Below are 13,627 nucleotides of genomic sequence, written 5' to 3'. Positions count from 1 at the left end.
CTGGTTAGCGCCCCGCGGTTTGGCCATACTATGAGCATCAGGCCCTGTGCGGGCCGTTTTGCTTCAACGCTATTTTTCAGGGAGTCAGGAATGAGTTCATCTTCCGAGAGCCGTCAGGCCAGAATGATTGAAGAGTTACGGGTGTTTATCAAGAAGGTGATGAGCGAGCCGACCATCGCCGTAAAGTCCATGGAGATTGCCCGTAAGTACAAGGGTGAGCCTAATGCTGACGAGTTGATTGCCCGCGAGATCAGCGCCAACACTACGATCCGTATTCCGGAGACCTGGAGTGAGGCTGACAAGATGTTTCTGGAGATCCTGCACGAGGTGCTGGATGACGAAGAGGCCCTGTATTAAAGCTTAGCCAGGTGCAGGGCAGGGTGTGCGAGGAGCTGTTCAAAAACCGCTCCTTCGGCACATCCCTGTGGCGCTTCTGCTCCGCCATCCCTGGCTCCGCAAATTTTTGAACAGCTCCTCGCACACCCCGCCCCGGGCATAGTTCATGCCGTCATCGCACCAGCTACTTCTCATCTTAATGAATGAGCCGCATCATCCTTGGGCTGACTTCAGCCTGGGTTTTGCCTTTGATGGCCGGGGGCTCAATACGGCTTCGGCCATTTGATGCAGGATGGCGATCTCATCGGCAATGCCGTCTTCCTTCGACAACTCCCGCTGTTCTTTCAGAATGTCTGCCAGGATCTCCGGCGTTGTTAGCGGGTTAGCCAACACCACCCGGAATACGATGCACGGGAAGTGGTAATAGCGGGCCGGTTCCAGTCGGGTTCGGGACACGAATGCTTTGCCGCGTTCCCGCTGGGTTTTCTGGATGAACTTGGTGATGCGGTTCAGGCAGGTGTTCATTTTCTCTGCCTGCAGTTCGTCTGCGATGGCCAGGGCCTGTTGAACCGGTTCCGGGCAGTAGCGGTAGGTCAGGATGTTGAGTTCCGGACGGGTGATGAGTTCGAAGTCCGGTTGTTCGTCGATCATGCCGGCGAAGGTCCTGGCTTTTTCGATGCCCTGGTTGATCAGGATTTCGTAGCCTTCCCGGGCCAGGATTTTCAGGCCGGAGTGGATCAGCATGGCCATGCCCGGGCGGGAGCCTTCGAGGGTGGTGCTGCCGAGGTCTCTTGAGCCTTTTCGGATGATGTACTGGGCGTGGTGTTCTACCGCGCTGGCCAGGCTGGGGTCTTTGAAGACGACCAGGCCGGCACCCATGGGTACGTACAGCTGTTTGTGGGCGTCGAAGGTGACGGAGTCGGCCTGTTCTATGCCCCGCAGCAGGTGTTTGTAGGTGCGGGAGAACAGGGTGGGGCCACCCCAGGCGGCGTCTACGTGGAAGTGGGCGCCGAATTCACGGGCTATGTCGGCCATGCTGTCCAGCGGGTCGACGGTGCCGGTTTCGGTGGTGCCGGCTACGCCGCAGATGGCCATGACCTTGATTTTCTGTTTCTGCAGTTCCAGGCACTTGTCGCGCAGGGCATCGGGCAGGATTCGGTTGTATTCGTCGGTTTCAACCGGCACCAGGGCATCGCGGCCCAGGCCCAGCACGTCAGCGGCTTTGCGTAGGGAGTAGTGGCCGCGTTTGGAGACGACGATGGCGGCGCCTTCGTAGCCGTAGTATTTCAGGGCCCGGAACAGGCCTTCTTCGTGCAGGCCGCGGAAGCTGCCTTCGGCGGGGAAGGCGCGGTTGCGGGCAACCCACAGGGCGGTCAGGTTGGCGATGGTGCCGCCGGAGCACATGGCGCCCAGTGCGTGCCGGGGGTCGTGCATCCATTTCCGGTAGAAGGAGCCGTCCTGCTGGTACACCAGCCGGTGGATCATGCCCAGTACCTGGCGCTCCATGGGGGTGAAGGCCTTGGAGGTTTCGGTTTTGACCAGGTTCTGATTCAGGGCAATCATGATTTTTGACAACGGCAGCATGAAGTAAGGCAGTGCCGAGGTCATGTGGCCGATAAAGGCCGGTGAGGCGGTGTGTACGGAGTTGGCGACCAGTTTGTCGAGCAGGAACTGGGCCTGTTCTGAGACGAACACGGGTTTTTCCGGGATCACATAGTCGGAGAAGTCTTTTTCGACTTCCGAGAGATCCCGTTCAACGGCAACGATGTGTTCCTGCAGGAACCCGGCCAGGTTGCTGGAGATGTTCTGGTCGATACGGCTGAGCGTGGATTCCGGGGCTTCGGGCACCGTGAACACGCGATACATTGCCTCGACCGAGGCCTGGGCGGATTTTTTCTTTCCGGTCATAGCACCACACACTCAGTGGTTGTCCACGGGTCGGTTCCGGAAACCCGGCGGACGGGGCCGGGGCTGGGCCCGACATTGAATTTGGTGGCCTGCCGGTGGGCAGGTCATCTACTCCTTGAGGGGCCGTAGTATAAGGCCTGTGCGGGTTTGACGCTATGCCCCGGGGCTTTCGGGGCCTTTCGAGTCGTGGCTCAGAGGATTTCCCGGTGGATGTCGAGGATGGGGGCGTCTATGCGCTCCTGTATGTCTTTTTCGACCTGGTCGAGGCGCTGGGTGATTTGCTGGGCGCTGGCGCCGAGGGCGGCGATGGTCCAGGTGGCGCAGTCGAGGGCTTCGTGGTCGGCGGTTTCAGCCACAGCCAGGTCGGGTTCTTTGCCCCAGATGGCTTTCATGGCGGTGAAGGCTTTGCGTTTGGCTTTTATGTCTTCGCAGCCGTAGAGCTGGAAGTGCAGGGTCAGGACGCCTACGTGGGGGGTGATGTCCTGGTGCTGTTGTGGGGTTTTGCCTTCTTTCAGCAGTTTTCTCAGGGCTTCTGACATGGTCTGGTTCCGCGTGTTGGTGCAGGAACCGGCGGGGGATGGCTTTCCAAAAACCGCTCCTTCGGCACCCCTGCGGGGTCCGGCCCACAATCGTAGATTGTGGTCGTTCGGCTGTCGCATGAAGCTTTGCTTCATAAGCGCTCGGCCGAACCCATGTGGCGCTTCTGCTCCGCCATCCATGGCTCCGCAAATTTTTGGAAAGCCATCCCCCGCCGGTTCACAAACCTCGCAAGGGGAGTCTCTTCAGCCGGCTGCCATTTGTCTGGTGCGCCAGGCTGGCTGGGTTTTCCCTAGCCTACTACAGGCGTCCCCCGTTTGATAATCGCCACCGGGTTGGTGCCGGAGGGCAGGTTGCCGTAGTTCATGCCGCCGTTGTTTTGCAGGCGGGAGGCGCAGAAGGCGTCGGCGACGTCTTTGTCGCCAAAGCGCAGCAGCAGCGAACCCTGCATGGTCAGGGCCATGCGGTCGACCAGGTTTCTGGCGCGGTACTGGAAGTCGCTGATGTCGGCGAAGTCGTGTTGCAGTTGGGCCAGGTATTGGTCGAAGCGGCGGTCGGCGCCTTTGGCTTCGGCGGCTTCTTTGAAGAAGGCGTCGAGGGTTTCGGGTTCTTTCTGCAGGGCGCGGAGGGTGTCGAGGCACTGGACGTTGCCGCTGCCTTCCCAGATGGCGTTGACGGGGGATTCCCGGAACAGGCGGGGCATGATGCAGTCTTCCATGACGCCGCTGCCGCCGATGCATTCCATGGCTTCGTAGGCGTGGTTGGGGGTGCGTTTGCAGATCCAGTATTTGCCGACGGGTGTGGCCAGGCGGGCGAGCAGGCGTTCGTGTTCGTTGTCCTGGTTGTCCATGGCCCGGGCGACCCGCATGGTGTAGGCGAGGGCGGCTTCGTTTTCGATGATCAGGTCGGCCAGGACGTTTTGCATCAGTGGCTGGTCGCTGAGGGTTGCGCCGAAGGCACTTCGGTTGTGGCAGTGGTGCGTGGCCTGGGCGACGGCCTGGCGCATGCCGGCGGCGCTGCCGATCATGCAGTCGAAGCGGGTCATGGCGACCATTTCGATGATGGTTCTTACGCCGCGGCCTTCTTCGCCGACCATCCAGGCCAGGGCGCCGCGGATTTCCACTTCGCTGGAGGCGTTGGCGACGTTGCCCATTTTGTTTTTGAGTTGCTGTACCTGCCAGGGGTTCTTGGTGCCGTCCGGGCGCCAGCGGGGCATCAGGAAGCAGGACAGGCCGCTGGTGGTCTGGGCGAGTACCAGGAAGGCGTCGCACATGGGGGCGGAGACGAACCATTTGTGGCCGACCAGTTCGTAGGGCTGGCCGGGGCCTTGCTGGCCCATCGGGTAGGCCATGGTGGTGTTGGCGCGCACGTCGCTGCCGCCCTGTTTTTCGGTCATGGCCATGCCGATGGTGACGGAGGTTTTTTCGCTGTCCGGTACATTTCGGCTGTCGTATTCGTTGGCCAGGATTTTCGGGGCCCAGAGTTTGGCCAGGTCCGGCTGGTTCTGGATGGACGGGATGGCTGCGAAGGTCATGGTCACCGGGCAGCAGTGGGCCGCTTCTACCTGGGAGTGCAGGTAGTACCTGGCGGCGCGAGCGACGTGGGCGCCTTTGCCGGGGTTGGTCCAGGGAGAGCTGTGCAGGCCGTTTTCCAGGGCTACCCGCATGAGTTCGTGGTAGGCCGGGTGGAAGCTGACTTCGTCAATCCGGTGGCCGTAGCGGTCGTGGGTGCGGAAGCCGGGTTTGTTGGCGTTGGCCTGGTTGCCCAGTTCGATGGTGTCGGCCAGGCCGGCCCAGGCCCCGAAGCGGGTGAGGTCGTCGTTGGCGAAGCCTGCGCCTTCCCGCAGAACGGCTTCCCGCAGCGCGGTGTCCTGTTCGTAGAGGTTGTAGTTCTCCAGCGGCCGGGGCTGGTTGATGACCTCATGGGTGGCCGACAGGTAACGGTTGTCGGTGGCGGACTCGGCTTTGCGCTGCGGGTTGTTCATGTTCAGCTCCTGGTGCCGGTCAACCCCCGTAGGCAGAAGCAGACGATGGTGTTGACCAGTTCATTGTCATTGTTGTCGTTGTCCGGTAGCTCGCTTGTCTGGGTTGGAGACAACGGGCCTACCAGGGCTTCGGATATCGCGCCCACCAGGCATGTAGCGGCCAGGCGGGTGTTCTGATCCGGGATGGTGCCTTCGGCGATGCCGTCCCGGATGGCTTGTTCAAACAGGTTGGCGTAGGCCCTGCGGTACGCCAGTCGTTCTTCTTCTACTTTCGGGTCCACCGGCTCGGCGATCAGCGCCCAGGCTTTCATCGGGCCTTTCAGGGCCCGTTGGGCAAACTGGCGCAGGGCGTGGTCCAGCCGCTGTACCGCATTGCCTGTTATGGCCAGGGCTTCGGCTACCTTGTCGACTTCGCGCTGGGTCGCCAGCCGGAAAATCTCCGCAAACAGGTCTTCCCGGGATTCGAAATGCCGGTAAATCGTGCCGGTTGCCACGCCGGCGAGGCCGGCAATTCGGGTAACACGGGCGCTCTGGAAGCCGCCGCCTGCCACGCATTCCCAGGTGCTTTCGATGATCTTCTGGCGCGCCTGGGCTTTGCGTTGGCGCATTTTTTCGGTTTCACGATAAGCCATGCCGGCTCCTTACAAGCAGTGAATCATTATTCATTCTTTGTGTCAATTTGAAGGGCCTGGCATGTACTGGGATTGGCCCTTCAAAATCAATGGCATGCGCCGTGTTACAAAAATTTACAAAAAAGTGGTTGTCAGGAAATAGCGCCGTCAACGAAACCGGATTATAAAGACGCCAAGACGGGGCCGCAGGCGGCCGGCAGTCGAGACGGGGTGCTGCCCGGGAGGGCGTACAGGGCACCTGAAAATCTGTTTTCGTTGATGGAGAAAAGAGCATGAGTGAATTCGACGAAAGCAATCTGGAGCAGTCCGGTAACTGGTGCAGCGACAGTGAGGATAACCATTCTGTTGCCGGCCGTGCCCGGGTAAGGGCCCAGCTGCAGTCAGATATCGAAGCCTTTTTGCAGGGTGGCGGCAAGATCCAGGCAGTGGATACCAGCTTCCGGGCTGATACCCCTCGCAAGGTGGAAGTGGGCTTTAACAACCGTTCCATCTGAGTTCCTTCCCCGATTTCCCTTCTTTACCAGGGCGGCCGGTTCGGCGCCGTCCTGGTTTTTGTCATTGAATTGTCATCTGAGTACTGCAGACTTGCCCCCGGCCCTGCAACAGGCGGCTCACCGGGTGTATGATGTCATGACTTTCCAAGGCCATCCATGTTCAGGAGGTATTTCATGCCCAAGCCACGCCAGCCGCTTTCCAACCGAGCCTATCCGGCTACCCGTCTGCGCCGCAACCGTGCCAGTGATTTTTCCCGGCGCCTGGTGCGGGAAAACCAGTTGTCGGCCGACAACCTGATCTTCCCGGTGTTTGTGCTCGAAGGCGAGAACCAGCGTGAGGCGGTGCCGTCCATGCCGGGTGTGGAACGACTGAGTATTGATCTGCTGGTCGAGCAGGCGGCGGAGCTGGTTGAGCTGGGCATTCCTGCGGTGGCGCTGTTCCCGGTGGTGCCGGCGGAGAAAAAGAACCTGTCCGGCTCTGGCGCCTGGGATTCCGATGGCCTGGCCCAGCGTGCGGTGCGGGCGATCAAGAAAGCCCAGCCGGAACTGGGTGTGATTACCGATGTGGCGCTGGACCCGTTCACCACCCATGGCCAGGACGGCATTATTGATAACGACGGTTACGTGCTCAACGACGTGACCGTAGAAGCCCTAGTGAACCAGGCCCTGTCCCACGCCGACGCCGGCGCCGATGTGGTGGCGCCCTCCGATATGATGGACGGCCGGGTGGCCGCCATTCGTGAAGCCCTGGAAGGTGCCGGTTATGTGAATACCCGCATTCTGGCCTACTCTGCCAAGTATGCCTCCAGCTATTACGGCCCGTTCCGGGATGCGGTCGGTTCCGCCGCCAACCTGGGCAAGAGCAACAAGTCCACTTACCAGATGGACCCGGCCAACAGCGACGAAGCCATTCACGAGGTGGCCATGGACCTGGCGGAAGGTGCCGATATGGTGATGATCAAGCCGGGCATGCCGTACCTGGACATCGTGCACCGGGTGAAAACCGAACTGCAGGTGCCGACCTTTGTTTACCAGGTCAGCGGAGAGTACGCCATGCACATGGCGGCGGCCCAGAACGGCTGGCTGGATGGCGATGCGGTGATGATGGAAAGCCTGATGGCCATGCGCCGGGCCGGTGCCGATGGCATTCTGACTTATTTTGCCGTGCGCGCTGCGAGACTGATGAGAGACCGCGCGCGGGCGTGACGCAGGCGACCGCCTGCCCAGACAACGGATATGGATAGCGATGACTACTGAAACTGCCAAGCAGACAATCGATGCCGAACTGAGCGTGCCTGCGCCGGTTGAGCTTCCGCCGGTAGGCGAGGAAGTGAACCTGGACGCCAGCGAGAACTACTTCAACCGGGAGCTGAGCCAGCTGCAGTTTAACTACCGGGTACTGAAGCAGGCGCTGGACACCACGCACCCGCTGATCAACCGGCTGATTTTCTGCTGCATTTTCAGCAGCAACATGGACGAGTTCTTCGAGATCCGGGTGGCGGGCCTGCGTCAGCAAATGAAGTACGGCCGGGAAACCGTGGGTGTGGACGGCATGCAGCCGGACCAGGTGCTGGCGGAGATCAGCCGGGTAGCCCACGAGTACATCCACGAGCAGTACGACATCCTGAACAATGTCCTGATTCCCGAGCTGGAGCAGGAAAACATCCACTTTGTGCGGCGCCGGGAATGGACCCCGGCCCAGGCAGAGTGGGTGCGTACTTACTTTGAAGAAGAGATTCTGCCAGTGGTCAGCCCCATCGGGCTGGACCCGTCACACCCGTTCCCGCGCCTGGTCAACAAGAGCCTGAACTTTATTGTGGAACTGGATGGCAAAGACGCCTTTGGCCGGGAAACCGGCATGGCCATCCTGCCGGCGCCCCGGTCGTTGCCCCGTCTGGTGCGCCTGCCGGATGAAGTCTGCGAAGGTGGTGAGAACCTGGTGTTCCTGTCGTCGATGATCCACGCCCACGCGGATGAGCTGTTCCCGGGCATGGAAGTAAAGGGCTGTTACCAGTTCCGTTTGACCCGTAACGCTGACCTTGAGCTGGAAGATGACCTGGAAGACCTGGCGTCGGCCCTGCGCGGCGAGCTGCTCAGCCGTCGCTTTGGTGACGGTGTGCGCCTGGAAGTAGCCGATAACTGCCCGGAAGAACTGGTGCAGTTTCTGTTGCGGGAATTCGGGCTGACCGAGCGTGACCTGTACCAGGTGCATGGCCCGGTGAACCTGACCCGCCTGATGGCCGTGGGTGGCCTGGTAGACCGGCCCGACCTGACCTACTCCAGCTTCTCGCCGTCCATTCCGCGCCAGATCCGCAGCAAGGAATCCATGTTCGATGCCATCCGCAAACGGCCGATCCTGTTGCTGCATCCCTACGAGAATTTCAGCCCGGTGGTAGACCTGCTGCGCCAGGCCGCAAAAGATCCGAATGTGCTGGCCATCAGGCAGACCCTGTACCGGACCGGTGCCGATTCGGAAATTGTCGAAGCGCTGGCCGATGCCGCCCGGCGCGGCAAGGAAGTGACCGTGGTGATCGAGTTACGGGCCCGCTTCAGCGAGGCGGAAAACCTGGAGCTGGCCAGCCGGTTGCAGGAAGCCGGGGTGATCGTGGTGTATGGCGTGGTGGGCTACAAAACCCACGCCAAGATGATCCTGATTGTGCGCCGGGAAGAAGGCCGCCTGCGCCGCTATGTGCACCTGGGTACCGGTAACTACCACGCCGGCAACGCCCGTCTGTATACCGACTACAGCTTCATGACCTGTGACGAGTCCATCGGTGACGACGTGAACAAGCTGTTCCAGCAGCTGACCGGTATGGGCAAGGCCCTGAAGATCAAGAAGCTGTTCCATGCACCGTTTACCCTGCACAACCGGTTGATCAGCCTGATCGAGCGCGAGGCCAGCTATGGCGACAAGGGCCGGATTATCTTCAAGTTCAACGCCCTGACCGAGCCGCAGATGATCAAGGCCCTTTACCGGGCCTCCCAGGCCGGCGCGAAGGTTGACCTGATCATCCGGGGCATCTGCTGCCTGCGGCCGGAAGTACCGGGGCTGTCGGATAACATCCGGGTTCGTTCGGTGATTGGCCGGTTCCTGGAGCATACCCGGATGTATTACTTCGGTAATAATGGCCGTCCGGAAGTTTACTGTTCCAGTGCTGACGGCATGGAACGCAACCTGCTGCATCGGGTAGAAACCGCATTCCCGGTGGAAGAGCCGGCACTGGTGGCCCGGTTGCGGGAAGACCTGGACACCTACCTGGCGGATAACTGCCAGGCCTGGGTGCTGCAGCCCGATGGCAGCTATATCCAGAACCAGCCGGCCGAGGGCGAAGAGCCCTTTGCCTCCCAGCTGGTGCTGCTGGAGCGCCTGACCAGCAAGCCGGTCTGAGCCCGGATACAACAACAAATACCTAAAAACAGGACTCTGATTTTGAAATTCAACAAGTGGTTGGTCGCCGGCGGAGTGATTCTGGTCGGTGCCGGCCTCGCGCCCTGGGGCGTGGGCTATGTGACCGAGCAGCAGTGGTCCCGGGCTGCCCTGGAAGTAAACGCGGCCCAGCCTTTTGTGCACCTGGAAACCCGGCAGTATCAGCGTGGTGTGCTGGCCTCCGAAGCTGATGGCACCCTGACCATTACCGACCCGGCCCGGGGCGACAGTTACCGGGTAGACTTCCGCGTGAAGGTGTCCCACGGGGTGACCGGCAGCCTGATGGATTTCCGCCCGGACGCCGGCTGGCAACCGGAGGGCGCCAACTGGTTTCGTGGTGAAAAGCCCCGCCTGACCCTTGAAACTCGGGTTTGGGGCTCGGCCACCCTGGTGCTGGAAGCGCCGGCAATGGCGATCGATAACCCGGCATCGGGCGAGTCCCTGCGCAGCAGCGGTGGCCTGGCCAGCATCAGTGTGGGCAGTCTGGGTGAGAAGGCTGATCTGATGATGGTGTGGCCGGCACTGTCGCTGTCTGGGCCGGAGCTGGACCTTGCTGTGGACGATGTCCACCTGGAGCAAAGCCTGGCCTGGTTGAGTGGTGATATCTGGACCGGAACCGGCACCTTGTCGGTGGAGACCCTGTCGGTACAAAGCCCGGGTGCGGAGCCCGTGGTCCTGGATGGCCTGGCCATGACCAGTGCCAGCGAGGCGAAGGACCAGGATCGTCGGCTGGATTCAACCCTGGAGCTGGATGTGGCGTCGGTGAGCGTCGGCAGTGACGCATTCGGCCCTCAGCGGATGGCGGTTTCGGTGGATAACCTGGATGTGGCTGGCTGGAATGCCTTCAGTTCGGCCATGACAGACCTGCAGGCGATGACGGTCAAGGCCGGGGCTGGCGGTGGTGCCAGCTTCGAGGAACAGATGGCGGTGATGCAGCGGTTCAATGAGTCGATCCGTGACCTGGCCGCAGCCGGTTTTTCGGCCGGGATCCGCGAGTTGAGCCTGGAAACGCCGGAAGGGCCGGTGCAGGGCAGCCTGGATATCTCTCATCCGGAATTGTCCGGTGCTGAAAAGGACGCCATGCTGATGGTGATGCAGGGCCTGACCGGCGAGCTGGATTTTTCCATGCCGATGGCACTGGCCGAAGATTATGCTGCGGTGCGCATGCAGGTAGCGCCGCTGATCAAGCAGGGTTTGCTGGTTCAGGAGGGTGACCGGCTGGTGATGGATGGCCGCATGGAAGATCTGGTGCTGGACATCAACGGGCTGCAGATTCCGCTGCCACCGCTGCTCTGATATCAGGCCGCTGCACGTGCTGGCAGCGGTTCTGCTGTTATTTTCCCGCTTTTGCCTTTCTTCTCGCCAGCCGGGTTCAGGCCTGGCTGAATTTCTGTTTCAGCGCCTCGGCCACCGCCGGATCGACAAATTCCGAGATGTCTCCGCCCAGGGATGCGATTTCCCGGATCAGGGTGGAGGAGATGTAGGACAGGTGGTTGGCCGGGGTCAGGAACACGCTTTCGATTTCCGGGGCCAGCCGGCGGTTCATGTCGGCGAGCTGGAATTCATATTCGAAGTCGGAGACTGCGCGCAGGCCACGCAGGATGACGGTGGCGTTCTGTTCCCGCACAAATTCGGCCAGCAGGTTACTGAAGCCGGTGACGGTCACGTTGGGCACGTGGGCGGTGGCTTTGCGTACCAATTCGCAGCGTTCTTCGAGGTTCAGTAGTGGCTGCTTTTTCGGGTTGTAGGCGACGGCGACGACGATTTCGTCAAACATGCGGCCGGCCCGTTCGATGAGGTCGGTGTGGCCGTTGGTGATGGGGTCGAAGGTGCCCGGGTAGATGACTTTTGGCATGCGCAGCTCCTTTTGTTTGTGGGCGGTAGCATAGCAGCGTTGGGGGTTGTTCTGTAGTCCGGGACTTTGGGAGATTGGTTTTATAAATTGGTGCAGGTCACAGGCTGGGAGGCTCTGTCCGGGAAACGCTACAAGCACATCCCTGTGCGCTTGACTCCGGCCATCCATGGCCTCCGACATTCCCGGACAGAGCCACCCAGCCCGCGCCCCTAACTAAGTGCAGCCTTCCCCGGGAACTTCGTCAGCTTGTCAGTTTCTGCGCCAATCTGGTGCTGTTCCTCGCCGCCAATGCATAAACCGACAACTGCGGGTTCGCGCCGATACTCGTTGGAAAGATCGATGCGTCGTGGATGCTGAGGTTGGGAACGTGGTGGTGTTCACCGAAGCCGTTGACCACGGAGTCTTCCGGGTTGCTGCCCATGCTGCAGCCGCCCATCTGGTGGGCGGTGAACAGGCGGGCTCGGTGGGGTTTCATGGGGAGTTCGGCGATCGCTGCCTTGGCTTCGGCCCAGGTTTTGGACCAGGTGGAATCCAGGTGCATGGCGCGGACGGCTTCGGCGCCGGCGGCGAACTGGATTTCGGCCATGTGCAGGTAAGCCTGGCGGATGCCTTGCCACAGGTAGTCGGTGACCGGGTAGTCGAGTACCGGGCTGCCGTCGTCGCGTAGGGTGACGGTGCCGCCGGGGCTTTGTTCGTGGAAGCCGTCGCGCAGCAGGGCGATGACGGATTGCATTCTGGCCAGCTGGCTGAGGTCGGCGAGTTGGTCGGGGCCGTGGCCGGGGACGACGCCGGCGGCCATGGCCGGGTGCAGGGGGGGTACTTCGAGTTTGTAGCCCACGGGGCCGTCTACGCCCTGGCTGAAGTTGAACTGGTCCGAGTAGATGGACTGGGGTGCGCCGTAGAAGGGGTCTACGTTGGCCGGCATGCGGGCCACGGTGGCGTTAACCGGGTGGATGAAGGAGCGTTTGCCCACGCGCTGGTGCGGGTCGGGCAGTTGCGAGCGCAGTAGCAGGCCCGGTGAGCCGATGGCGCTGGCGGCGACGACAAAGTGCCGGGCCTTGAGGGTGACGGTGACGCCGGAGGGGGTTACGCCGTCTGGCCCCATGGCGCTGGCCTGCAGGTGGTCGATGCGGTCCTGGTTCATGACCAGTTTTTCGGCGCGCAGGCCGTGGTACATGCGGGCGTTGTTGTCGAGGGCGCCGGGGATGGTGGTCAGCAGGGCGCCTTGCTTGGCGTTGGTGGGGCAGCCCACGCCGCAGTAGCCGGAGTTCCAGCAGCCTTTAACGTTTCTGGGAATCACCTGCCAGGTGTAGCCGAGTTTTTCGCAGCCCTGGCGCAGGATGTCGTTGTTCAGGTTGGGGTCGGTTTGCCAGGGCGCCATGGTGTGGCGCTCTTCCCGGCCCTGGAACCAGGGCGCCATGGCGTCGGGGGTCAGGCTGTCGAGGCCGAATTGCCGGCTCCAGTAGGTGAGGGTTTCGTCTGGAGTGTGGAAGCTGCTGGTCCAGTTGACGGTGGTGGAGCCACCTACGCAACGGCCCTGCAGTATGGCGATGGCACCGTCGGCGGTGGTCCGGCTCATGCCTTCCTGGTAGAGGTTGGCGTAGGACGTCAGTTCGTCCATCTTGAAGTCTTTCTGGTAATACAGCCGGCCTTCTTCCACCAGGATAACGGCTAAGCCTTGCCGGGCAAGGATTTCTGCGGTGGTGCCGCCACCGGCACCGGTGCCGATGACGACCACATCGGCTTCTGCTGTCTGGTTGCTGGTGAGGGTGCTGGCGTCGGTAACCTTCCAGCCGGCGGCCAGGCCCCGGGCAATGGGATCATTCATGGACATACTGCGCTCCGTAATCCGGGGTCTTTCAGGTGTTTTTGAACTGGGGTAAGACGTTCACGATCCATTCCTGTGGCCCGGGGTAGCCGGTCAGGTGCCACTGGTTCTGGTGGCCGTAGAAGGCCACGTTGCAGATCTTGCTGAGGGCGATGTAGCCGTTATTGAGCAGGCCGATCCGGCTGTTGCGCCAGCGGTTCAGGAAGGCGTCGGCTTCGCTGGTGGTCACGGATGGCCAGTCGGACCAGACCCGGGCCAGGGTGACCCGGGTGGGGGCAAAGTTCAGCAGGTCGAACAGCTTGCGCAGTTCTTTCTGGTTGGGGGCGCCGAACTGGACGATGCCCTGGTCGATGCGCTCGATGGTGGCGGCAACGGCAAACTGGCGCTGGTTCGGTTCTTCCGGCAGGGCGCCGGCGAACATGGCCGGTAACAGGGCTTCGAACAGCGCGATGTCGTCCTTGCTCAGAAACCGGAAGCGGTAGCTGGCGTCCATGCGGCTGTCGACCGCACTGACCCGCACGGCCGGCGCGGTGGCGCAGCCGGACAGGCCGGCGGTAAGGCTGACAGTGCCGAGGAAGACGGCGCCGCCTACCCCGGTTTTCAGGAAACTGCGTCGGTTCATGGGG

12 protein-coding genes are annotated in these 13,627 nt (G+C 61.6%); 5 read left to right on the top strand and 7 right to left on the bottom strand.

Annotation, left to right across the window (positions count from 1 at the left end):
* Positions 1 to 90 precede the first annotated feature (90 nt).
* Positions 91 to 357: a hypothetical protein gene (locus AQ621_RS14330; RefSeq protein WP_036219157.1), complete on the top strand. Its 267-nt coding sequence runs from the start codon at positions 91 to 93 to the stop codon at positions 355 to 357.
* A gap of 192 nt (positions 358 to 549) precedes the next feature.
* On the opposite strand, the gene panP is transcribed toward AQ621_RS14330, so the two are convergent.
* The 4 genes from panP to AQ621_RS14310 form a co-directional block, all read right to left on the bottom strand.
* Positions 550 to 2,244 carry a pyridoxal-dependent aspartate 1-decarboxylase PanP gene (gene panP / locus AQ621_RS14325; RefSeq protein ID WP_036219155.1) on the bottom strand — a complete coding sequence of 565 codons (1,695 nt, stop codon included), beginning with the start codon at positions 2,242 to 2,244 and terminating at the stop codon, positions 550 to 552.
* Positions 2,245 to 2,435: 191 nt separating this feature from the next.
* On the bottom strand, positions 2,436 to 2,783 hold the full coding sequence (locus AQ621_RS14320; protein ID WP_058341978.1) for a DUF503 domain-containing protein: 348 nt from the start codon (positions 2,781 to 2,783) through the stop codon (positions 2,436 to 2,438).
* Positions 2,784 to 3,073: 290 nt separating this feature from the next.
* Positions 3,074 to 4,765, bottom strand: a complete 1,692-nt coding sequence (locus AQ621_RS14315; RefSeq protein WP_058341977.1) for an isovaleryl-CoA dehydrogenase — start codon at positions 4,763 to 4,765, stop codon at positions 3,074 to 3,076.
* A gap of 2 nt (positions 4,766 to 4,767) precedes the next feature.
* Positions 4,768 to 5,397, bottom strand: a complete 630-nt coding sequence (locus tag AQ621_RS14310) for a TetR/AcrR family transcriptional regulator (RefSeq protein WP_058341976.1) — start codon at positions 5,395 to 5,397, stop codon at positions 4,768 to 4,770.
* Positions 5,398 to 5,669: 272 nt separating this feature from the next.
* Between AQ621_RS14310 and AQ621_RS14305 the strand changes: the two genes are divergently transcribed.
* The 4 genes from AQ621_RS14305 (at position 5,670) to AQ621_RS14290 (ending at position 10,614) form a co-directional block, all read left to right on the top strand.
* Complete coding sequence (locus AQ621_RS14305; protein ID WP_058341975.1) at positions 5,670 to 5,891, top strand: hypothetical protein; 222 nt, start codon at positions 5,670 to 5,672, stop codon at positions 5,889 to 5,891.
* 174 nt (positions 5,892 to 6,065) lie between these two features.
* Entirely contained in the window at positions 6,066 to 7,097 is a 1,032-nt protein-coding gene (gene hemB, locus AQ621_RS14300) for a porphobilinogen synthase (protein ID WP_058341974.1), read from the top strand.
* A gap of 40 nt (positions 7,098 to 7,137) precedes the next feature.
* Positions 7,138 to 9,279: a polyphosphate kinase 1 gene (gene ppk1, locus AQ621_RS14295; protein WP_058341973.1), complete on the top strand. Its 2,142-nt coding sequence runs from the start codon at positions 7,138 to 7,140 to the stop codon at positions 9,277 to 9,279.
* Positions 9,280 to 9,321: 42 nt separating this feature from the next.
* The gene (locus tag AQ621_RS14290) at positions 9,322 to 10,614 is read left to right on the top strand and encodes a DUF945 family protein (RefSeq protein ID WP_058341972.1); all 1,293 of its coding nucleotides are present in this window, start codon (positions 9,322 to 9,324) and stop codon (positions 10,612 to 10,614) included.
* Positions 10,615 to 10,690: 76 nt separating this feature from the next.
* On the opposite strand, the gene coaD is transcribed toward AQ621_RS14290, so the two are convergent.
* From coaD to AQ621_RS14275, 3 genes are all read right to left on the bottom strand, one after another.
* Complete coding sequence (gene coaD, locus AQ621_RS14285) at positions 10,691 to 11,173, bottom strand: pantetheine-phosphate adenylyltransferase (RefSeq protein ID WP_022988472.1); 483 nt, start codon at positions 11,171 to 11,173, stop codon at positions 10,691 to 10,693.
* A 241-nt stretch (positions 11,174 to 11,414) separates the two neighbouring features.
* The gene (locus AQ621_RS14280) at positions 11,415 to 13,007 is read right to left on the bottom strand and encodes a GMC family oxidoreductase (protein WP_058341971.1); all 1,593 of its coding nucleotides are present in this window, start codon (positions 13,005 to 13,007) and stop codon (positions 11,415 to 11,417) included.
* A gap of 25 nt (positions 13,008 to 13,032) precedes the next feature.
* The gene (locus AQ621_RS14275; RefSeq protein WP_058341970.1) at positions 13,033 to 13,623 is read right to left on the bottom strand and encodes a hypothetical protein; all 591 of its coding nucleotides are present in this window, start codon (positions 13,621 to 13,623) and stop codon (positions 13,033 to 13,035) included.
* Positions 13,624 to 13,627 lie beyond the last annotated feature (4 nt).

Origin of the sequence: Marinobacter sp. P4B1, assembly GCF_001447135.1 — a bacterium.
Lineage (GTDB): Bacteria > Pseudomonadota > Gammaproteobacteria > Pseudomonadales > Oleiphilaceae > Marinobacter > Marinobacter vinifirmus.
This window is presented reverse-complemented; position numbering and strand designations above follow the sequence as displayed.